Origin of the sequence: Streptomyces eurocidicus, assembly GCF_002891295.1 — a bacterium.
GTDB lineage: Bacteria > Actinomycetota > Actinomycetes > Streptomycetales > Streptomycetaceae > Streptomyces > Streptomyces eurocidicus.
The window spans coordinates 491,840-512,230 of the sequence record NZ_LGUI01000002.1; the positions used below are offsets into that span (position 1 = coordinate 491,840).

At 71.8% G+C, this 20,391-nt stretch carries 18 protein-coding genes; 8 read left to right on the forward strand and 10 right to left on the reverse strand.

Features of this window, described 5'->3' with window-relative positions; genetic code table 11:
* Window positions 1–159: 159 nt before the first annotated feature.
* Window positions 160–1,125, reverse strand: a complete 966-nt coding sequence (locus AF335_RS07110; protein WP_102917893.1) for a pirin family protein — start codon at window positions 1,123–1,125, stop codon at window positions 160–162.
* A gap of 354 nt (window positions 1,126–1,479) precedes the next feature.
* Between AF335_RS07110 and AF335_RS07115 the strand changes: the two genes are divergently transcribed.
* Window positions 1,480–3,060, forward strand: coding sequence for an FAD-dependent monooxygenase (locus tag AF335_RS07115; protein ID WP_102917417.1), 1,581 nt, complete (start codon window positions 1,480–1,482; stop codon window positions 3,058–3,060).
* 372 nt (window positions 3,061–3,432) lie between these two features.
* Here the strand turns inward: AF335_RS07115 and AF335_RS07125 are convergent, their stop codons facing one another.
* The 5 genes from AF335_RS07125 to AF335_RS07145 all read right to left on the reverse strand — a co-directional run bounded on the left by AF335_RS07125 (window position 3,433) and on the right by AF335_RS07145 (window position 6,869).
* Entirely contained in the window at window positions 3,433–3,849 is a 417-nt protein-coding gene (locus AF335_RS07125; protein ID WP_102917418.1) for a DUF3592 domain-containing protein, read from the reverse strand.
* 132 nt (window positions 3,850–3,981) lie between these two features.
* Complete coding sequence (locus AF335_RS07130; protein ID WP_102917419.1) at window positions 3,982–4,359, reverse strand: tetratricopeptide repeat protein; 378 nt, start codon at window positions 4,357–4,359, stop codon at window positions 3,982–3,984.
* Window positions 4,360–4,401: 42 nt separating this feature from the next.
* On the reverse strand, window positions 4,402–5,130 hold the full coding sequence (locus tag AF335_RS07135; protein WP_102917420.1) for a phosphatase PAP2 family protein: 729 nt from the start codon (window positions 5,128–5,130) through the stop codon (window positions 4,402–4,404).
* Between the two features lie 53 nt (window positions 5,131–5,183).
* Window positions 5,184–6,119, reverse strand: coding sequence for a M56 family metallopeptidase (locus AF335_RS07140; protein WP_102917421.1), 936 nt, complete (start codon window positions 6,117–6,119; stop codon window positions 5,184–5,186).
* Window positions 6,120–6,296: 177 nt separating this feature from the next.
* Window positions 6,297–6,869, reverse strand: a complete 573-nt coding sequence (locus tag AF335_RS07145) for a DUF5134 domain-containing protein (RefSeq protein WP_170127614.1) — start codon at window positions 6,867–6,869, stop codon at window positions 6,297–6,299.
* A gap of 1,020 nt (window positions 6,870–7,889) precedes the next feature.
* Here AF335_RS07145 and AF335_RS07150 point away from each other — a divergent pair.
* Window positions 7,890–8,729, forward strand: a complete 840-nt coding sequence (locus tag AF335_RS07150; protein WP_102917423.1) for an AfsR/SARP family transcriptional regulator — start codon at window positions 7,890–7,892, stop codon at window positions 8,727–8,729.
* A 201-nt stretch (window positions 8,730–8,930) separates the two neighbouring features.
* On the opposite strand, the gene AF335_RS07155 is transcribed toward AF335_RS07150, so the two are convergent.
* Together AF335_RS07155 and AF335_RS07160 are read right to left on the reverse strand one after the other, a co-directional pair.
* Window positions 8,931–10,103, reverse strand: a complete 1,173-nt coding sequence (locus AF335_RS07155; protein ID WP_102917424.1) for an acyl-CoA dehydrogenase family protein — start codon at window positions 10,101–10,103, stop codon at window positions 8,931–8,933.
* Between the two features lie 113 nt (window positions 10,104–10,216).
* Window positions 10,217–10,864, reverse strand: a complete 648-nt coding sequence (locus AF335_RS07160) for a TetR/AcrR family transcriptional regulator (RefSeq protein ID WP_244926945.1) — start codon at window positions 10,862–10,864, stop codon at window positions 10,217–10,219.
* A 278-nt stretch (window positions 10,865–11,142) separates the two neighbouring features.
* Here AF335_RS07160 and wrbA point away from each other — a divergent pair, with 278 nt between their 5' ends.
* The 6 genes from wrbA to AF335_RS07190 all read left to right on the forward strand — a co-directional run bounded on the left by wrbA (window position 11,143) and on the right by AF335_RS07190 (window position 16,647).
* Window positions 11,143–11,751, forward strand: a complete 609-nt coding sequence (wrbA, locus tag AF335_RS07165; protein WP_102917425.1) for an NAD(P)H:quinone oxidoreductase — start codon at window positions 11,143–11,145, stop codon at window positions 11,749–11,751.
* A gap of 239 nt (window positions 11,752–11,990) precedes the next feature.
* Window positions 11,991–13,040 carry a DUF6081 family protein gene (locus tag AF335_RS35430; RefSeq protein ID WP_221505179.1) on the forward strand — a complete coding sequence of 350 codons (1,050 nt, stop codon included), beginning with the start codon at window positions 11,991–11,993 and terminating at the stop codon, window positions 13,038–13,040.
* The gene (locus tag AF335_RS35435; RefSeq protein WP_244926946.1) at window positions 13,037–13,498 is read left to right on the forward strand and encodes a lipocalin-like domain-containing protein; all 462 of its coding nucleotides are present in this window, start codon (window positions 13,037–13,039) and stop codon (window positions 13,496–13,498) included. Before AF335_RS35430 ends, AF335_RS35435 begins: the two co-directional genes overlap by 4 nt.
* 139 nt (window positions 13,499–13,637) lie before the next feature.
* Entirely contained in the window at window positions 13,638–14,567 is a 930-nt protein-coding gene (locus AF335_RS07180; RefSeq protein WP_102917427.1) for an NADP-dependent oxidoreductase, read from the forward strand.
* A 65-nt stretch (window positions 14,568–14,632) separates the two neighbouring features.
* Complete coding sequence (locus tag AF335_RS07185; protein WP_342353944.1) at window positions 14,633–15,640, forward strand: alpha/beta hydrolase; 1,008 nt, start codon at window positions 14,633–14,635, stop codon at window positions 15,638–15,640.
* Window positions 15,637–16,647 (forward strand): DUF6081 family protein, encoded by a 1,011-nt coding sequence (locus tag AF335_RS07190; RefSeq protein ID WP_146045455.1) that lies wholly within the window; start codon window positions 15,637–15,639, stop codon window positions 16,645–16,647. Before AF335_RS07185 ends, AF335_RS07190 begins: the two co-directional genes overlap by 4 nt.
* A gap of 68 nt (window positions 16,648–16,715) precedes the next feature.
* Here the strand turns inward: AF335_RS07190 and AF335_RS07195 are convergent, their stop codons facing one another.
* Both AF335_RS07195 and AF335_RS07200 read right to left on the reverse strand, forming a co-directional pair.
* Window positions 16,716–18,326 (reverse strand): FAD-binding oxidoreductase, encoded by a 1,611-nt coding sequence (locus tag AF335_RS07195; protein ID WP_102917430.1) that lies wholly within the window; start codon window positions 18,324–18,326, stop codon window positions 16,716–16,718.
* A gap of 19 nt (window positions 18,327–18,345) precedes the next feature.
* Window positions 18,346–20,346 (reverse strand): flavin-containing monooxygenase, encoded by a 2,001-nt coding sequence (locus AF335_RS07200; RefSeq protein WP_102917431.1) that lies wholly within the window; start codon window positions 20,344–20,346, stop codon window positions 18,346–18,348.
* Window positions 20,347–20,391: the final 45 nt, after the last annotated feature.

The window sequence follows — 20,391 nt, forward strand, 5'->3', positions numbered from 1 at the left end:
GAGCGCCCGATCAGCGGACGATTCACGGATCAGCGCCACTGCCGCGCTCGTGGACGGATGAGCACGGACCGGCCGTACGCACGGCACCCACCGTTGCACCGCACGGCACGCACAGGCCCTCACCAGGCACGATGCCGGGCGGGGTCTTTCGTATGTGCCTCAGCGGACCCGACCGCGCGGCTTGAGCGGCACCGGCGGCAACTCGGGTGCCCGCAGCCGGACTCCGTCGTACCCATGGACGCTGCCGAAGCGGTCGCCGGTCATCCACGCCTCACGGGCCTGTGCGATCTCCTCCCCCGTACGGCCGATGAAGTTCCACCACATCACGATCTCTTCCTCGAAGGGCTCGCCTCCCAGCAGCATCAGACCGGCGTCCGACTCGGCCCGCAACGGCAGTTCGGTGCGGCCGCACCCGAGGTAGAGCATGGAACCCGGCAGGACCGGCACACCGTCGACGCGGGCCTCACCCGACATGGAGAGCACGGCGTACTCGAAGTCGGGGTGGAGCGGCAGGCTCGCCGTCGCGCCCCGGGCGAGTGTCAGATCCGCTCCGACGATCGGGGTGTACGCGGTGCCGGGCGAGAGCGCGCCGTCGAGTTCACCGAGAACGACGGTCGCGGTCAGTCCGGTCGCGGTGACCACCGGCAGGTTCGGGTGATGCTCGAAGTGCGGATCCACGTTCCGGTGGGCTTCGGGGAGAGCGACCCAGAGCTGAGCGCCGTGCAGGTAGCGGGCGTGCGGCCGCGGACTCTCCTCGGAATGGGAAATGGCCCGGCCGGACGTCATCAGGCCGAGCTCTCGCGGCCGGATGGTCCGGAGGCTTCCGAGGCTGTCACGGTGCAGTACTTCACCCTCGTGCAGCCAGCTGACGGTCTGTAGCCCCATGTGGGGGTGCGGCGGCACCTGCATGCCGGGTTCGTCAGCGATGTCGTCGGGACCGTAGTGATCGATGAAGGCCCAGCCGCCCACCATGCGACGGCCCAGGTTCGGGAGCAGCCGGCGCACCCGGGTCGATTCGCCGAGCCGTACGTGGCGTGGGCTGAGCAGTTCGTGCACCGGCTCGCCGGGAACGAATCCACGGCCGCCGCAGACGGAGAGTGTGGCCTGACGATCAAGGTTGCTCATGATGACAACGTATCCGCCCCGACTGCTCGGCGTCGCGGGAGCACCGGCGATGCCGGTGAACGGGTCCTCGGCTCCGCCGCCGCGTAGGACGCCCCTCAGGGTGCGGACCTCATGGTCGTCCCCTCTCTCCTTCAAGGTCTGGGAGGCCGGGACAACCGCGAAGTGGATCAGGAACACCAGAGGGTATTCAACCGTCCGTACCGGACCGTGGGGCACTGGAGCGAACCGAGAGTTTGTCCAGGGGCGTGTCGGGGGATGAGGAGAGCCTTGCGGGCGATGGGTACGGAAGACTGGTCTCATGGCGGTTCGGGTCCGCGTGCCCGGCATGGCCGGGGTGAGCAGGAGGAGCTCGACATGCCCGTCGCAGACGCCGAGGTGGCGGTGCTCATCGTCGGCGGTGGGCCGGTCGGGCTCACCGCCCGAGCGTTGCTGGAACGCTGGGGTGTGCGGTCCCTGCTGGTGGAGAAGCACCACGAGCTGTCACCGTTTCCCCGGGCCCGGCTGGTCAACGTGCGCTCGATGGAGATCTTCCGCGGGCTCGGGCTCGCCGCCGGGATCACGGCAGGCGCGTTCGCGCCGGAGTACGGCCGCATCCGCTTCCGCGACGCGCTGTGCGACCGCGACTTCGCCGCAGCGGCGATGGCCGGGGTCCACGCGCCCGTACCCGAGAGCCCTGTGACCGGCGTGGTCACCTCACAGGACCGGCTGGAACCCATCCTGCTCGCCGCGGCGGACACGCAGGTGCGGTTCGGGGCCGAGCTCGTCGACCTGGCCGAGGAGTCCGACGGCGTCGTGGCCTCGCTCGTCGACCACCGGCGCGGTGACGAGACCCGCGTACGTGCCCGTTACGTACTCGCCGCCGACGGCGCGAACTCAACCGTCCGGCAACGGCTGGGAATCGATACCTCCGGCCCGGGAGCGATGGGAAACTTCACCACCGTCGTGTTCGACGCCGATCTCAGCCGCTGGTGCGCCGACCGGCCGGCCGGGGTCTACTTCACCGCGCACGGATCGTTCACCCCGCTCTACCCCGAAGGAGGCTGGGCCTGGTTCGGTCCCACACCCGAAAACGCCGCGCGCGCCGACTGGCCCGGCCTCGTCTCACGTGCCCTCGGCCCCGGCGTCGACGTACGGGCCGACGTGGTGCGGGTCCAGCACTGGGTGATGAACGCGTCCGTCGCCGAACGCTTCCGTCAGGGCCGGATCCTGCTGGCCGGCGATGCCGCGCACGCGGTCCCCATCGTCGGAGGTCTGGGCATGAACACCGGCATCGCCGATGCGCACAACCTGTGCTGGAAACTGGCGGGCGTTCTCCACGGGTGGGCCGCGCCCGGCCTGCTGGACACCTACGAGGCGGAACGGCACCCCGTCGCCCTCCGGACTCTCCGCCAAGCGGTGGCCAACGCCCAGCTCGCGCTCCAGGTGCAAAACCGGCGCCGCGAGCAACTGCGATCCGGTGAGGCGGTGCCTTCCCAGGTCGAACCACCCTGGTCGGAACAGTACTTCGCCCAGCTCGGTCTCGTACTCGGCGCTGCCTACCGCTCCGGTGCCGTCCTCACCGATGACAGCACCTCACTCGAACCATCGGGCACGGACGAGGACACGGGCACCGACTACGTCCCCACCGCGGAGCCGGGCCACCGCATGCCACACCTCTGGCTCACGCGCGACCGCTCCACCCTCGACGCCTTCGGTGAATGGTTCACCCTCCTCACCCCGGACCGCACCGGCTGGGCGCGATGTGCCACCGCACCGTGGCCGCTACGCATCGATACCCTCCCCGGCGAACACGCCGTCCGCTGCGGCCTCGGCCCGCGCGGAGCGCTGCTCATCCGGCCCGACGGCCACATCGGCGCCCGCTGGCCCGACCGCCCACCGAGCGATGCCGCCCTCCCGGACGCCCTCGCCTCCCTCACCCGCTCGACGCCTTCTTGACAGCCCGGCATGGCGGAGGAGTGCCGGTGTGCTGCCTCGGCGCCCGGGCGCGGGGTGGACTGGGCCGGGCCGCTCCTGTGGTCCTGGGAGCTGAAGGAATGGGATACGTCACCGCTCTGGGTGAGGGGGGCGAAGGTCCGGCGGTCGAGGGCCGGGTGTCCTGGTTCTGTCACCCGGGCAGCTGTGCCGAGTTACTCGCCGTCCCGGCGGACTCGCTGGGGCCAGGAGGCCCGCTCCAACGGAACGGAGTTCTTCAAGGGGGCGCGGCGCGACGACCTGGTGTACGCGTGCTCCGGCCGGCCGTCGGCGCACGTCGTACGCCCCTGGAGCGGGCGTCGGCGGCTGCCCTTGGGCGAGGCGGGACTTGTCGCTTCACCCGTCTGAGCTCAGCCACACGAACAGGACGCCCAGCAGCGTGAAGCTCCCCGTGACAGCGATGCCGAAGAGCTGGCCGAACAGGGGTGACCAGGCTCCGCCGCGACCCATGACCGTGGCGGAACGGGCCGGGTTGCCGGGTCGGTACCGGACGGTCACCGCCTGGCCCTGGGCCATGAGCAAGGTGTCTTCCTCGAACTCGATGTACTGGCCTTCGAGCGTGGTGAAGCCGTAGACGTGGTGCCAGTTGCTGCCGCCGTCGCTGCTTTCGGTCGAGTACCGGCGTACGCAGCGGCCCTCGACGGCTGTCCCGCTCACCACCGAACGCAGGCGGCTGACGAGGCGCCAGGTGAGGAATCCGCAGAAGGTGCCGAAGGCCGCCAGGATCAGCAGGCCCGTCCAGAGCATGGTCATCCCGGCAGAGTACGCAGTGGCCTCCGCCCGGGAACGCGGCGCCTCCAGGGTGAGGAGGGCGGCCCGGTCCCGGGCGTCTTACGGCCGGGCAGGGCCGCCCTCCGTCGGCAAGCCGCCGGTGCTCCGCGTGTCCTATGCCCCGCGTGCGTACGAGCTGTCCATCGCCGCCGCCAGCCGCAGATACGGAGCCGCGTCCTCCGAGCGGTTCTGGCGTTCCAGGCTGCGGCCCAGCAGCAGGTAGGCGTAGGTCTCCGCCGGGGCGTGGGTGATCACGCGGCGGGCCTCCGCCTCGGCCCGCCGGAGCTGGGCGGAGTGGTAGTAGGAGCGCGCGAGCAGCAGCCGGGCCGCGACGTGGGCCGGCTCCGCGTCCACGATCGGGGCCAGGATGCGGGCGGCCTCGGTGTAGTCCCTGGCCTCGAAGAAGAGGTGGGCGCGCGCGTACTCGTCCGCCAGCGGGTGCGGCGTGGCCGGCGGCTCGGCGGTGGGCGAGAACGGGGTGAAGTCGGTCATGAACGGCTCCTTTCACCCACCCCAACATGAATGAAGCTTGAACTATTTCCCTTGGTTCCGATCGGAGCGGGGGCCCGCGCCGCCGCGCCCCTCCGGCGTGGCCGCGTACATCCCCGCCGACACCGCCACCAGCGCCCCGCCCAGCAGCCACCCGCCCACCACGTCCGACAGCCAGTGCACCCCCAGGTACACCCGGGTGAAGCCCACCCCGGCCACCGACACCACGGAGGCCGCCACCGCGCCCCGCACCCACCGCGGGCCGGCGCCGTGCAACCACAGCAGCCACACCAGCAGCCCGCAGGCCACCGTCGCGCTCAGGGCGTGACCCGACGGGAACGCCTGGTAGTGCGCCGTGGCCACCGGATCCGGCCACGACGGCCGGTCGCGGCCGACCGCCGCCTTCAGCCCTTGCTGGAGGGCGGTGCCGAGCAGCGACGTGGCCGCGATCCAGACCGCCAGTACCCATTCCCGCCGCCGCACCAGCCAGAGCGCCGCCGCGGCGAGCGCCGCCCGCATCGCCCAGGGGTCCCACGGCCAGTCCGACAGGACGCGCATGGCACGGGTCCATCCCCGGTGTCCCGTGGCCACCGGGTGCAGTCCGTCCGCCACCTTTCCGTCCAGCGTCAGCAGCGGTGCCCAACCGATGCTCACCAGCACCAGGAGCACCACGAACAGAGCGCCCAGGACGATGCCGAACCGCAGCGGCGCCGTGGGGCGGTACGGACGGAGGCCGGTCCGGGGCGGGAGGGAAACGTGTGGCGGAGGACGCATGGTCAGATCGTCGCCGATCGGGCCCCGGTGACACCAGACTCCGGCGGCCGCCCTCAGCCGAGCGCGCTGAGCCCCGGCACGAAGGTCACTAGCAGGGGGACCACCGGCACCAGCGCCGCCACGGCCGTGAGCCGCAGCCGCCGCGCCGCCGTCAGCCGGGGCACGGGCGCCAGCAGCCGGTGCACCCGGTCGGGCACCTCGGAGAGCCGGGTCGGACAGGGCCCGAACACCCCGCGGTCCTCGTTGAGTTCGACCAGCGCCAGCGCGGTGTTGAGCCTGCCGAAGCGGCGCGAGGCCGCGTCGTCCGCGGCCAGCTCCACCAGGTGGTGCACCTGGTCGCGGAAGGCCGCGAACACGGGCACCTGCGGGAAGCCGTTTGCCAGCGCGCCCGAGGAGTGCAGCAGCCAGTCGTGCCGGGCCCGCGCGTGTCCCTGCTCATGGGCCAGCACGGCGTCCAGCCGCTCACCCTTGAGCCGCCGCAGCGCACCAGTGGTGATCACGACCTGGGGAGCGGCACCGCCCAGCGACCACGCGTCGGGCCGCTCGCCCTCCAGCACCACCAGCCGCTCCGCGTCCCTGCCCTCACCGGGCAACCGGGGGGAGCGTACGACCAGCTCCGCGCGCCGCCGTCGGCGCTGGGCCCGCGCCCCCCTGACCTCCCGGGTGAGCATCGCCGCGGTCCACACCGCCCCGCACGCGAGAGCGACGGCCAGCGGTGCCGCCCACGAGGCGTAGACGGTCAGGGAGTACGCCTCCACCACCGCGTGCGGCGCGACCGCGAAGACATGGCCGCGCACGGCCTCCCAGGCCGCGGCCGCGCTCAGCGACATCGCGAGCGCGCAGCACAGCAGCACGGCCGCCACCACGCACTGCCACACCCACAGGGCCACGACGGGTTCGCGGTCGGGCCAGTCGGCACGGGTCAGCAGGCGCGGCGCCATTGCCGCGACCAGTCCGGCGAGGACCAGCAAGGCGAGCGGGACCATCATGGCCGCAGCCTATGAGGGCCGGGCCGCCCACGGGTACGTCCCGTGCGCGAAGTGACGCACGCCACGGCCGTGCGACGCCTCCATGGCCCGGATCCGGACACCCGTACGCCCCGGAACCAGACACCCACATGCTCTGGATCCGGACACCCTCATGCCCTGGATCCAGAGGCGTCCCCGTCACATCGTCAGCAGCATCGCCAGCATGCCGATGCCCATGGACAGCCGGCAGGCGTTGGTCAGGTTCGGCCGGCCCGGCCAGGTGACCTCACCGGACGTCGCGGCGACCACCGGCACCAGCACCGCCACCGTGCGGACCACGTACACCGCGAAATACACCAGCAGCAGGCCCGTCAGCAGCGGCGTACCGGCCGGCTCATGGCCCGCCCCCGCGTGCCCCGCGTGGCCGGCCATGGGGGCGCCCGCCATCGCCAGCGCCATGTAGACCATCGCAAACGCGCCCACCGCGTGGTGCAGGTGATTCGGCTCCGTGCGGCCCCGCGCCGCCACCAGGAGCGATCGGAACCCGGCCGCGCCGAAGACCGCGGCGAACAGCGGCGCTCCCCATGGACGGGTGTCCAGCACGGCGGTCGGAACGGCCATCGCGGCCATGCCGAGCCCCATCAGCGCGTCCCCGCCGGTGGCCCGGCCGCCCTCCGGCTCCGCGTCCGTCCGTATCCGGGCCAGGCAGTACGCACCCGTCGCGGCGCACAGCGCCACCAGCAACCAGCCGACCAGCGGCGGTCCTTGCACGGCACACCTCCCCGGACGCGCGGACCCGCCCGGACGCGCAGACCCACCCCCGGAGAATTCCCGTTCCCGCGCGCGGCACGGGAGCGCACGGGCGCATTGGGGGAGCACGGGACGCTGAAGCGTGCGCCCGCGCATTCGCCGTACGCGGGTGAAGAGGGGCGGGTGTCGGCCCGGTCCTTCGCGCATCTGGAGCCCGTCCAGAACCCGTCACGAGGACCGGACGCCCTCCCGTCGACCCGGACCTCCGGGGCGCCACAGGGGTGGGAGACGCCGGTGGGCCGCCAATAGGGGCAGGAGCGCAGGTCCGGCCCCACGCCGGATCCACCGCCTGATCGTGACTTCCCGTGAGCCGACGGCAGGTATCGGCAAGGTTGGTGCGCGGTTGTCAACGACCGGCGCAGTTTGGGCGATTTCTGTAAACGCCGCAGCTCGGCCAGGGTTTTCGAGGCGCGGGAAATTCTAGAACTCTGATGTGTGCTCGTTTCGTTCTGCGCGGGGCGAGGCGTCCGTCGCCGAAAAGTCGTTAACACGTGAACGGATCGAGGTCTTCTCGGCGACCCGATGGTTACGGTGTGTGATGGCCCTGCGATGCCTCGCATGCTTCGGTGACCCGGCGTCAACGCCTGCGCCGGCTTACGGATCGCCCGCGCCGCCCGCGCCCCGCTCCCACCGGAAAACGGACACCGCGCCCGACTGAAGATCGCAAAACGTCACGAGGTGTTACCGAGAAGGGTTCGCCGGTCACTTCGGCGAGTTCGATCAGTAGGGAATTCGGTCAATACCGTAACTTGACGCAGCCGAATTGATCATTCCGGGATGGAATGCTTTGTTCCCGATCGAAGAGGTGCCATGCTTGACAGATGCATCAAGGATCGGTCTCACTCGGGTGAGACCGACGGGGGAATCGTCGTGACGCGCTTATCGGGCTTCGTCAGCCCGGTCGGCGAGTGGTTGATTGTCGCCCTATTTCACAGGGAATCCCAGGGCTGGAAGATGACGTGAAATACCGGGGGAATATCAGTGAAGTTCAACGTGCTCGGTGCTCTGGAGATGGTGACCGACGACGGGCGGTCCCTGGAGCTGAACACCTCGAAGACGGGACAGGTGATCGCGCTGCTTCTTGTGCGGTGCCGGGAGACGGTCGGTTCCGACACGCTCCTCGAAGAGCTGTGGGGGCAGCGGTTACCGCGCAGCGCCCGCACCACGCTGCAGACGTACGTGTACCACGCGCGGCAGATGTTCGACCGGGAGCTGTCCGGGCAGGCGGGGCATGAGGTGCTCGTGACCCGGCCGCCCGGGTACGCCATCCTGGCCGACGAGGAGTGCGTCGACACCAAGCGCTTCGAGCGCCTCGTCAGGGAAGGCAAGGTGCTGCTCGACGCGGGCCGCCCCGAGGACGCGATGGCCCGGTTGGACGAGGCCCTGGCGATGTGGCGTGGCCCCGCCTTCTCCGGAATGACATTGGGCAGGGTGCTCAGCGCGCACCTGACGCACCTGTGCGAGGTGCGGATCCGGGCGATCAACCTGCGTATCGAGGTGCTGCGCCGGCTCGGCTTCTACCAGGAGCTGGTGCCCGAGCTCAGCTCGCTGGTCGCGTTCCACCCGCTCAACGAGCACTTTCACGCCCAGCTGATCGAGGCCCTGTACAAGACCGGGCGGCGGGCCGACGCCCTTCAGGCGTACCAGCAGCTGCGCACCGTCCTGGACCGGGAGCTCGGCGTCGAACCGGCGCCGGAGATCCGGCGGCTGCAGTACGAGGTGCTGAACCACGGCCGGTACGAAGAGGAACGGCCCGCGCGGGGTGTCGCTCCGCGCGACCGCTTCGACGAGCCCTGGCATCTTCGCGCCAAGGCCGGCTAGATCCCGGGCCGCCGGACGGATCGCGGACCGTCCCCCGGTGCCCGGGCCCGACAGACCCGGGCACCGGGTCGCGTATCCGCCCCGGCCCGGGTGAACCGGGCCACCGGAGTGCGCGATGAACCCACCGAGCGCGCCGCGTCCGTAGCGGTTCATCGGCCAGGAGTCGTGTCGGTCATCCTGGGGCCTCTCCCGATTCCGTGCTCAGACCGCCAGGTACTGGGCCGCGTAGGAGTCGGCCGCGGGCTGGAACCGGAGCGCGATGTGGCTGGCGGCGGAGTTGACGTCCCGCCACATCCGTTGCAGCGGACTGGTCTCGGCCTGTCCCGAGGTGCCCGCCGCGTGGAAGAGCCGGTTCACCGAAGTGACGAGGAGGTCGACGGCGTAGGAGCAGTCGCGCAAGTTGCGCGCCACCTCGAGGCGAGCGGCTGCCGCGCCCTTGTCGCCGATCAGCGAGGCACGTTCGAGAAGGAGTGCCGCGGCGTCGATGTCGGCCGCGCAGCGGGCCAGCGTGGCGTGCACCGACGTCCGGTCGATCTGCGGCGCGCCGGGGCGCGACGCGGCCGCCCCGATCTTCTCGGCGAGATACGCCGACCAGGCGGCGAGCGCCCCGCGCGCGGCGCCGAGCACCGGAGTCGCGAAGGAAAGGCCGTTGACCGCCTCAAGCGGCACCGAGTGGCAGGGCGCGGCCGAGTCCACGGCGCGCCCGGTGAACAGGTCCTGGCGGTCGAAGCACCGGGCGTCGGGGACGAGGACGTCCTCGACCGTGACGGTGTTGCTGCCGGTGGCCCGCATGCCGATGTTGAACCAGGTGTCGGTGACGGAGAACTGCGCCCTGGGCACCGCGAACACCTTGGCCGAGGACCGCTCCGCGCCGGAGTCGGTGGCGCACACCAGCGCCCAGTGGGAGGAGTCCACCGCGCTGATGTAGGGCCACCGGCCGCTCACTCGCCAACCGCCCGGCACCTTGCGCGCCCGGCCCGCCGGCACCAGGGACCCGACCACGACGGCGTCCGGACCGTCCGCCCACACCTCGCGGAAGCCGTCCGCGGGCAGGAACGCGGCCATCCGCGAGAGGTTGGCCATCAGTGAGGCGCACCAGGCGGTGGCCGCGCACTCCTGGCCGATCTCGGCCACCGCCGGGGTCAGTTCGCGGAACGTGCCGGCGTGCCCGCCGCATTCGAGGGGCACGAAGTGCCGGGGAAATCCGGCGTCGACGAGGGCCTGGGCCACGTCCGGGTCGAGCCTGCGCGCGGCTTCCGCCGCGACCGCGCGCTCGGCGGCGAGGGCGGCGACACCGGCGGCCGCCGGAGCCGCCCCGGCTGTGGTCGCGGATGGTGCGGTGGTGGCGGTGCGGGGCGGGGATTGGTCCAGCATCCCGGTACCTCACTGGTCTCCGTGGCAGCCCACGGCTCGGCTCGGTTGGGGCGTTCCAGACACTCGTCCGTCGCCGTCCAAGTCGACTTGATACCGGCTGGAAGAGCCGGGGTTCAGCCCAGTGACCAGCGCAGGAGGTCATCGAGACCGGCCTTGACGCCCTGGGCGCCCATCCCGCGCACCCGCCGTTGATGGTCCATCAAGAGGGCGGAGAGCGGTGCGAGGAGCGCGTCGGCGAGGAAGCGCACATCCGTCCCCGGCGGCCTCGCCTGCGTGAGCAACGTGACCAGGTGCATGTGATGGACCGCGTACGGGCCGCTGCGGTAGCGGGCCCCGGGAGCGCTGGCCTCGGCCGCGAGGACCAGCTCGAACTGCGCGGCGCCCCGGTCGGCGAGGGCGTGCAGGAACGCCCGGATGCGCGCGGTGGGTTCGGCCCCCGGCCCCAGCGGTGGCGGCCCGGCCATGAACTCCCTCTGGAAGTCGCGCTCGTGCTCGTCGAGGAGGGCGAAGACCAGGCCCGCCCGGTCGCCGAAGCGGCGGTAGATGGTGCCCACGCCGATCCCGGCCTCGCCCGCGACCAGGTCGACGGTGAGCTCCCGCACGCCGTGCCGGGCCACGATGCGGGTCGCGGCGTCGAGGATTCTGCGGCGATTGCGGGCGGCGTCGGCGCGCTCGGGGGCGGTCTTTCCGGCCAGCGGCAGCGGTGTCGGCGGTTCCGGCGCGCCGGACGAGGGCGGCGGGGCCGGGCGGCGGCTGTCCACTGTGGTTCCTCACTTCCTGCCGGGAGGGCGGTCGGGGCGGTCCACGTGGCCTCCTCGGAACCGACCGGGAGGGGCGCTCTGAACCCGCTTGTAATCGGAGTGCGCTCCGGTTACTGTCTGACCCCGTACGCTAGCACGCTCCAACTCCCCTTGATCACAAGGGGGTTCGGTAGGAAAAGGCCGGTCGCCGCAGTACGCGCGCGGCGCCTGACCTGCCCGACTCACACCACACGCGCCCCTGGCCAAGCCCGCGCAGGACAACGAGGCAGGAATCCGTGATGAGCCTGAACGTCGCCGTCATCTACTACTCCGCGACCGGGAACGTGCACCGGATAGCCCAGGCGATCGCCGAGGGAGCGGGCAAGGGCGGCGCGGAGGTGCGCCTGCGCCGGGTCGCCGAACTCGCGCCGGACAGCGCGATCGACGCCAACCCCGCCTGGCGGGCGCACATCGACGCCACCACCGACGTCGAGCTCGCCACGCTCGACGACCTGACCTGGGCCCACGGCGTCGCCTTCGGCACCCCGACGCGGTTCGGGAACGTCTCCGCGCAGCTCAAGCAGTTCCTGGACACCACCGGCGGGCTGTGGGCCTCCGGTGAGCTCGCGGACAAGACGGCCACCGGCTTCACCAGCGCCGCCAACGCCCACGGCGGCAACGAGTCCACGCTGCTCGCCCTGTACAACACCATGCACCACTGGGGAGCGATCACCGTCCCGCCCGGCTACACCGACGCCAGCGTCTATCCCGCGGGCGGCAATCCCTACGGCACCTCCCACGCCTCGCAGGGCGGCGGCCCCTCACCGGAGGTGCTCGCCGCGGCCCGGTTCCAGGGCCTGCGCCTGGCCCGGATCACCGCCCGGATCGCCGGCGACGGCGGGGCCTGAACCGCCGCACGGCACCGCGGGAGCAGGCCCGGACGCCACAGCGGCGTACGACCGCACCGAGCCTTCGGACCGCGCCAAGCCTTTGAACCGCGCCAAGCCTTTGAACCGCACCGAGCCTTCGAGCCGTCTTCGAGTCGGCCCGGAGAGTGTCGCAAGGGACGGACCGCCCATGCGACGGGCCGGCCGCGAAGGACACGACCGAGCAGGCATCCAGGCAGCACAGGGGGAGAGCGACAGCCATGGCAGACCGCCCCGACGCACAGCGATTACCCCGAGCCGCGCAGCCGGCGGGTGAACACCCGCACCGGCACGAGGTGCTCTGGGACACCGACTTCGGTGAGGGCTTCGCCACCAGCGGGCCCGGTGCGCGCTGGTACTACTCCGCGACCGGCCCCTACGTCGGGGACGACGGGGTGGTCACCACCGGTGCGCACGGCCTGCGGGTCGACTCCGGCGGCGTCGGCGAGAACGGCACGCCCGCGTTCGTCCGCACCCTCGCCCAGGAGCAGGAGAACGGCCACGGGCTGCCCGGCCTGCTCGACCACGTCAAATGGCTCGCCTACATCAAGCACGAGTCCTCCACCGGGCTCCCCGGCTTCGACGCGCCACCCGAAGGGGAGCTGGTCTTCGAGGCCCACGTGGCCGGCCGTACGTACGGCACGGAGGGCCATCCCTTCGGCGAGGCCGTCACCGATCCCGAGGACGACCTGCGCCTCGCCTCGACCGCGGTCAACGCCTTCGACCCGGAGACGCTCCTGGTCGTCGACTTCTTCCTGACCAACTCCCGGATCTACGCCTTCTACGAGCGGTTGCCGTTCGCCCGCCGGCAGCTGGGCGACTACGCCTCGTTCTCCTACGCGATCCCCGTCGCCCGGCGCTCGCCCGATCAGCAGCACCGCCTCGCGCTGCACTACGACCGGTCCGCGGGCCGGGTGCGCTGGGTGGCCGACGGCGAGGAGGTCTTCCGGATGGAGCGGCTCGGCCATCGCCTCTCCTCCGCGCGGCACCTCGTCCTGGACCACGGGGGCGAGGAGACGGACATCGCGCCACGCCAGCTCAACGGCGGCATGGGCATGTTCAGCCTCCTCGACGGCGCGCGCACGGGACAGGCCGGAGCCGCCCTGGTGCGGCTGTCCGGCGCGGAGGACTTCTACTTCGCCCCGGCCGTGGGACAGCCGCGGCCGCAGACGTTCCTGGACGACAAGAGCGCGCAGTCCAGCCGGCTCTTCGGTCAGGGCGCGAGCCTCACCGTGGCCCGCTACACCGTCCGGAGGGGGCACGACAGGTGAACCACCGCGACGCCGAGCCGCCCGTCCCGGCGGCGGCCGGGCTGACCGGGACCTGGCGCCTTGTCTCGTACGTCGACGTGGACGAGGCGGGCAACGTCAGCGAGGGACCGCTCGGCCCCGCCCCCGAGGGGCTCCTCATCTACCACGAGCAGGGGCACATGGCGGTGAGCATGATGCGCACCGGTGCCCCCGAGGCCGCCGGGCCGGGGGAGCGGGCCGGGGGAGCGGCCCCGGCCCGGCGACCCGAGACGTTCATGGGATACGCGGGGCGGTGGCGCCTCGCCGACGAGCGCACCGTGGTGCACCACGTCGCGGTCAGCGCCCACAGCCACCAAGTGGGCCGGGAACTCGTCCGCGAGCTGGAGCGGGACGGCGACCGGATCGTCCTGCACGGCACAGCGGTGATCGGCGGGCGGCCGCAGCGGCGGCGGCTCTGCTGGGAACGGGTGCGCGGGTGAGCCCGTCCCGCGCACCTCGCACCGAAGGGCGGACGGGGTGATCCGACCCCGCACCGCCCGGGACCGGACGACGCCGGACCCGCACGACAGCACACCACGGGCAATGTCCATCGTTCTTCAACGCAAAGGAAACTCCGCCATGAAGGCTCTGATCGCTTCCTCCTACGGCCCGGTCGACCAGCTGACCGTCACCGATGTGACCAAGCCGGTGCCCGAGGCCGGGCAGGTTCTGATCAAGGTGCGGGCCGCGAGCCTGAACGCCCTCGACATCCGCCTCACGACGGGCGAGTTCCGCGAGCAGATGCCCGTGGAGCACCCCTTCCACCTCGGGCTCGATGCCGCGGGGACGGTGGAGGCCGTGGGCGAGGGCGTGACCCGCTTCAAGGCGGGCGACGAGGTCGTGGCCTTCACCTACCCGTTCTTCGGCACCGTCGCCGAATACGCGCTGGCCGCCGAAGGCCCGAACCTGGTGCACCGCCCGCAGTCCCTGTCGCCGGAGACCGCCGCGGCCCTTCCCCAGGTGGCCATGACCGCCGCCGCCGTGCACGACGCGGCCCAGCTCAAATCCGGCCAGAGCGCGCTGGTGATCGGCGCGGCCGGCGGTGTCGGCTCCTTCCTGGTGCAGCTCGCCACCCGGTCCGGGGCCCAGGTGCTCGCCACCGGCAAGCCCGAGGACGAGGCGTACCTGCGCGGCCTGGGGGTCGTCGAGGTGATCGACTACACCAGCAAGGACGTCACCGAGGAAGCGCGCCGCCTGCACCCCGACGGCGTGGACGTGGTGATCGACATGATCAACGCCGGGCCCGGGCTCGCCGCCACCGCGGCCGCGGCCAAGCCCGGTGGCCTCCTCGTCTCCACGCTGGGCGGAGCCCCGGCGTTCGAGCGCGGGGTCACGGCGGCCTACGTGGGCGTGGAGCAGGGCGTCGGACAGCTCGAGAGCCTCGTCCGGAGCGTCGCCGAGCGGCAGCTGGACGTGCACGTGGACACCTTCCCGTTCGCCCGGGCCGTCGAGGCGGCCCAGCAGTTCGCCGGTCCCCACTCCCGCGGCAAGCTCGTCATCACCTTCTGAACCCACCGCCGCCCGCGGCCCCGGCGAGCCGCGGGCGGCACGCCGTACGAAGCGACCCCACCGAGGTGACTGCCGTGGCCTACGACTACGACCCCGAGCTCGCTCCCTGGGCTCCGCGCCTTGCCCCGGTCGACTACACGGACCCGGTCGCCGCCCGGGCCGCGGTCCGGGCCATCGCCGGGCGCCGGCCGGCCTACCGGCCCCTCGGCGCCATCGAAGTGTTCGACACCTCAGCCCCGGGCCCCGACGGCGCCCCACCCGTGCCACTGCGCGTCTACCGGCCCGCCGCTCGGGGCACGCGGCCCGGCCCCGGACTGCTGTACCTGCACTGGGGCGGCTTCGTCTGCGGCGACCTGGACGCCATGCACCCCACGTGTCTGCGCCTGGCGGACCGGACCGGCGCCGTCGTGGTCGCGGCGGACTACCGCCTCGCCCCCGAGCACCCCTTCCCCGCCGGCCTCGAGGACGCCTACGCCGCCCTGCGCTGGACGGCGGAGAACGCGGCCCGGCTCGGCGTGGACCGGAACCGGCTCGGGATCGGCGGCGAGAGCGCCGGGGGAGGGCTGGCCGCCGCGGTCGCCCTGCTGGCCCGCGACCGCGGCGGACCGCCCCTGCGCCTGCAGTGCCTGATGTGGCCGGAGCTCGACGACCGCCTCGACACGGTCTCGGCCCGCGCGTTCACCGACACACCCAAATGGAACAGGGCCTGCGCACAGGCGAGTTGGGGATACTACCTGGGGTCGCGCCATCGCCCCGGCGCCGACGGGGTGCCTCCGTACGCCGCACCCGCGCGAGCGGCGGACCTGTCCGGACTGCCGCCCGCGTACGTCTGCGCCTGCGAGTACGACCCGGGGCGCGACGAGGCCATCACCTACGCCCACCGGCTCATCCAGGCGGGGGTGCGCACCGAGATCGGCTACTGGCCGGGGACGTTCCACGCCTCGGTCTCGGTCGCCGACGCGGCCGTGAGCCGGAAGATGCTCGCGGACCAGACCGACGCGCTCGTCCGCGGCCTGGGCGGCACACCGCAGCGCACACCGCACGCCGACACCGAGGGAAGGAAGCGCACGTGAGTCATGGCGCAGCAGAGAAGGTGATATGGGACGCCGACTTCGCCGGCGGGTTCACCGCGACGGGACCGGACGCCCGCTGGTGGCACTACGCGCAGCAGTCCTACGTCGGCGACGACGGCCGTGTGACGACCTCGGGGCAGGGCCTGCGCGTGGTGTCCGGCGGCGTCAACCCGGCCACGGGGGAGCCCGCCTTCGTGCGCAGCCTGGGACAGGACCACACCAACGGCGCCGGGCTGCCCGGCGAGATCGACCACGTCAAATGGCTGTCCTACGCCAATGTGCGCGCTGCCGGCGGGACACCCGGATTCGACGCGGTCCGCGGGCAGGTGCTCCACTTCGACACGGTGTTCTCAGGGCGCACCTACGGCACGGCCGCACACCCCTTCGGCGGGGCGGTCGCCGACCCGGACAGCGATCTGAGACTGGCGTCGGCGGCAGCCCCCATCGTGGACTTCGAGAGTTTCGTCGGCGTCGAGTTCTTCCTCACCAACACCAAGGTGTACGCCTGCTACGAACGGCTGCCCTTCGGCCGCGAAATGCTCGGCGACTACGCGGCGTTCCTCTACGCCGTCCCGGTCGCCGACCGCGCACCCGAGGACGTGCACCACTGCCGGGTCTCCTACGACCGCGCCGCCGGAACGGTGCGTTACCTCCTGGAGGGCGAGGAGGTCTTCCGGGTGGACCGACTCGGACACCGCCTGGCCGGCAGCGCGCACCTGGTACTTGAGCACGGGGGTGAGGACACGTCGGCGGAACCGCGCCAATTCGCCGCCGGTGTGGGCCTGTTCACCGTTCTGGACGGAGCGCTGCCGGGCCGCGGGGACTCCTCCGGTCTGGTCCGCCTTACGCCCCGGCCGGAGCAGTACTACAGCACACTGGAGGGGCCGCCCGTCCCGCAGACCTTCGTGGACCCCGACAGCGCGGGGAGCAGCCGGCTCTTCGGACAGGGCGCCGAGGTGACGGTGGCCTCGTGCACGGTCTCCGTGTCCGAGGCGGTCACCGGCTGAGGCCCTCCGGCAAGCCCACGCGAGCGGGGCCCGCGGTACGCGGGCCCCGCCCGTGCGTCCGGGGACGCTCAGGACTTGTCCGGAAGTTCGACGGACTGCGCGTGGCGGAAGAAGTCCGTGGGGTCGAACCGCGCCTTGGCCCGCTGCAGCCTGCGGTAGTTCTCCTTGTAGTACAGGGCGTGCCAGGGTACCCCGGACCGGTTGAACCGCGGGTCCTTGATGTCGGTGTCCGGTGAGTTGATGTAGCAGCCGTCGGTCTGCTCGTTGGGCACCGGGTAGCCGCCGGTCGAGGCGAAGGCGCCGTGGTAGATGTCGCGCAGCCAGCCCATGTGCTGCTCGTCCTCGCGGGGGTCGTGCCAGTAGTTCTCGAAGAGGGCGAGGAACGCCGAGTCGCGGTGCACGGAGGCGGTGGCGTGCGGATCGACGGCGTTGATCCGGCCGCCGGCCACCCCGGTGAGCTGGAGCGTGGCGTTGGGGTTGATGTAGTCGTCCCGGGTCATCTGCTCGTAGAGCGTGCCTATCTGGGCATCGGTGAAGCCCTTGCGCATGTACGCGGTCTTCACGCCGCTGCGCATGGCGGGGCTGGTCATCAGCGTGGGGTTGCTGGTGCCGATCAGCTCGGTCGCGTCCAGCCAGGACAGCTTCTGCGCCGGCGGGACGGCGGCCTTCGTACCCTGTGTGATCGCCACGAGGTAGCTGGTCAGCAGCTCCTCGGCGTGCGGGATCCCGGCGTCGATCTGGGTCAGGATGTTGATGGACTGCGACGACTTGTGCTGGAGGAACACCACTCCGGTCAGCGAGGTGTACGGCGAGTCCGGGGCCTTGTTCTGCTCGTGCCAGGTGCCGAAGTTGCGCACCAGGCGGGTGAAGCCGGTCCGGTCGAGGTCGGCCCAGGGGACCGGGACGACGCTCAGGAGCACCTCCTTGGGCGGGCGCGGGAGCTGCTCGGCCGGGTTGGCATCGTGCCTGCCCGGAGAGCGGAACCAGTAGCGCGTGACGATGCCGAAGTTGCCGCCACCGCCGCCGGTGACCGCCCACCACAGGTCGTGGTGCGGGTCGTCGGGGTTGCGGGACGCGGTGATCCGGCGGGCCCGGCGGTCACGGCCGACGACCACCATCTCCACCGCCTCCAAGTGGTCCACCACATAGCCGAACTTGCGGGACAGCAGCCCGTATCCGCCACCGCTGGCGTGCCCGCCGATGCCGACGCCGGGGCACACCCCGCCCGGCAGCGTCACCCCCCAGCCCTTGAACAGCCACTCGTAGATCCGGCCCAGCTGGGCACCGCCCTCGACGGCGAAGGCCCGGCGCCGTTCGCAGTAGTAGACGTCGTACATCAGCGACAGGTCGATGATGACTTCGGCCTCGGGGTGGTAGACGAACGGGGCGTAGCTGTGGCCGCCGCCGCGCACGGAGATCCGCTGCCCGGCCCGGGCGGCCCGGTCCACGGCGTGCAGGACCTGGTCGGAGTTGCCGACCACCTGGACGCACTGGGGCGTGGCCACCCAGCGTTTGTCGTTGCCGGTGACGAGCTCGGGATAGCGGGGGTCGTCCGGTGTGACCCGTACCGCACGGAAGGGCGCGGCGATGCTCTGTACGGGCTCGAAGTCGACCGTGACGGCCTCGGGCAGGGAACTCCGGCTGTGCTCCGCTGGTTGCTCGTTCTTGGTGATGTCCATGGATTCCTTCTCGTTTTACTCATCGCTTGCCTGATGGAGCTGCCGGGTCCGTGGAACGGCCGGGATGGTCCGGGGCCTCGTAGTCCGAGAGGTCGACACGGCGGGTGCGGCGCCAGTACTCCTGTGCCGTGAAAGGCCAGTTCTGCGCCGAGCGCCCTTTCTCGTTGGTGAACCAGTTGCTCACCTTCGACCACCCCCAGGCCCGCTCCGAGTTGGCCCGGTCGACCCAGGCGTTGTACGCGTCGTGAACATCCCTCTTCACGTCCAGGGACCGCCGTCCGGTCTCCATGAGCAGCCGAACGGCATCGAGAAGGTAGGTCACTCCGCACTCGGAGAAGTAGAAAATACTGCCTCCCTGCCCGGAGAGGTTGGTGTTCGGGCCATAAAGGCAGAAGAGATTGGGAAATCCTGGAACTGCCAGGCCGAGGTATGCGCGGGCGTCCCCGTCCCATGTTTCGTGCAGATCCGCACCGCCGATACCGGTGACGCGCATCGGAGCCAGAAATTGGGAAGCGGCAAATCCGGTTCCATAAATGAGGACATCGATCTCGTGCAGAACACCGTCCGCGGTGCGTACGCCGCTTTCGGTGATTTCCGAGATGCTTTCGGTGACCAGCGTGACATTTTCCCGCCGCAGCGTCCGCAGCCACATCCCGTTGTCCCGCAGCACTCGCTTGGCCCCCACCGGATACCGCGGGAGCACCAGCGGAAGCAGTTCGGGCGCGTCGGCCAGCTGGGCCCGGAGGTGCCGCGTGAGCGTGGCGCGCAACTCGTCGTTGGTCGCGGAGACGGCGCGCTCGGTGGGCGGGTGGTCCGGGTCCACGATCCAGCCCTCGAGCACACCCCGAAGGCCCGGCGCGAAGAGCCAGAAGCGGTGCCAGGCCGCGTAGTAGGGGATGTGCTCGTACAGCCAGGCGGTGCTCGGCGGCACCGCGTCGTGGTAGTGCGGGGTGGGGCGCAGCCACGGCGGCGTGCGCTGGAACACCGTCAACGCCCCCGCGGTCCCGGCCACTTCCGGAATGAACTGGTACGCGCTGGCGCCCGTGCCGATGACGGCCACCCGGCGCCCGGCGAGCGGTACGTCATGGTCCCAGCCGGCGGAGTGGAACGCCGGGCCGGCGAACCGCTCCCGGCCGGGGATGTCCGGCAGTTTGGGCCGGTTCAGCTGCCCGACGGCGCTCACGAGCACCTCGCTCCGCACGCTGCGCGGCCCGTCCGGGCCGCACAGCCGCAGTCGCCAGTGGGCGTGCTCGTCGTCCCACCGCGCCTCACGCACCTCGGTGCCGAACCGGATGTGCTCGTACAGTCCGTACTCCTTGGCGAACTCCTGGAAGTACTGGAGGAGTTGGTCCTGCGTGCAGAAGTGATCCGGCCAGTCGGAGCGGTTGGCGAACGGGTAGCTGTACAGATGGCTGGGGACGTCGACCCGGCAGCCCGGGTACCGGTTCTCCAGCCAGGTGCCGCCGACGTCGTCGTTCTTCTCGTAGATGGTGAACGGCACGCCCGCCTGGGCCAGCCGGTATCCCGCGAGCAGCCCGCTCATCCCGGCACCGATGATCGACACCCGCACGGCACCGGCGCGGTGCCGCCCGGGCTCCTCGCCGGCCGGTCCGGCGAGGTCCCGTGCCCGCCAGCGCGGAGCCCTCGGGTCCTGGCCGGGAAGGACGATCTCCTCGGCGAGCAGGGGCAGCACGTCCTCGGTGTCGCCGCCCATGGCCCAGCCGCTGATCCGGCGCAGCGTCTCCCGGTCGGGCGGGGGCGGGGGCACACTGCCGGCCTCCCGGTAGCGGACGAGCGCGCCGAACGCGGTCTCCCGTGCCGCGGCCCGCTGTTCGGCGGAGAGACCGCCCTGCGGGGCGAAGAGCCAGCCGGCGGCCCGCAGGTCCTCGCGCAGCACGGACAGATCGCCCGTGAGGTGCGCCACGGTCATCAGCAGAGCGGGCACCTCGGCGCTCTCCAGGTGGGCCCGCAGGGCGTCGTCATCGGCGGTGATCGGCCTCAGCGGCCCTTGGAACGACATGGGACGACGCCTTTCGTGACGGGAGGTGGGACCGGGCGGTGCGCT

Bases quoted from the DNA above. Each gene is read 5' to 3' on its own strand.
- wrbA (WP_102917425.1), top strand. From the start codon at position 11,143: ATGAGCCTGAACGTCGCCGTCATCTACTACTCCGCGACCGGGAACGTG.
- AF335_RS07135 (WP_102917420.1), bottom strand. From the start codon at position 5,130: ATGCGTCCTCCGCCACACGTTTCCCTCCCGCCCCGGACCGGCCTCCGT.
- AF335_RS07115 (WP_102917417.1), top strand. From the start codon at position 1,480: ATGCCCGTCGCAGACGCCGAGGTGGCGGTGCTCATCGTCGGCGGTGGG.
- AF335_RS07200 (WP_102917431.1), bottom strand. From the start codon at position 20,346: ATGTCGTTCCAAGGGCCGCTGAGGCCGATCACCGCCGATGACGACGCC.
- AF335_RS07180 (WP_102917427.1), top strand. From the start codon at position 13,638: ATGAAGGCTCTGATCGCTTCCTCCTACGGCCCGGTCGACCAGCTGACC.
- AF335_RS35430 (WP_221505179.1), top strand. From the start codon at position 11,991: ATGGCAGACCGCCCCGACGCACAGCGATTACCCCGAGCCGCGCAGCCG.
- AF335_RS07110 (WP_102917893.1), bottom strand. From the start codon at position 1,125: ATGAGCAACCTTGATCGTCAGGCCACACTCTCCGTCTGCGGCGGCCGT.
- AF335_RS07140 (WP_102917421.1), bottom strand. From the start codon at position 6,119: ATGATGGTCCCGCTCGCCTTGCTGGTCCTCGCCGGACTGGTCGCGGCA.
- AF335_RS07125 (WP_102917418.1), bottom strand. From the start codon at position 3,849: ATGACCATGCTCTGGACGGGCCTGCTGATCCTGGCGGCCTTCGGCACC.
- AF335_RS07195 (WP_102917430.1), bottom strand. From the start codon at position 18,326: ATGGACATCACCAAGAACGAGCAACCAGCGGAGCACAGCCGGAGTTCC.
- AF335_RS07130 (WP_102917419.1), bottom strand. From the start codon at position 4,359: ATGACCGACTTCACCCCGTTCTCGCCCACCGCCGAGCCGCCGGCCACG.
- AF335_RS07155 (WP_102917424.1), bottom strand. From the start codon at position 10,103: ATGCTGGACCAATCCCCGCCCCGCACCGCCACCACCGCACCATCCGCG.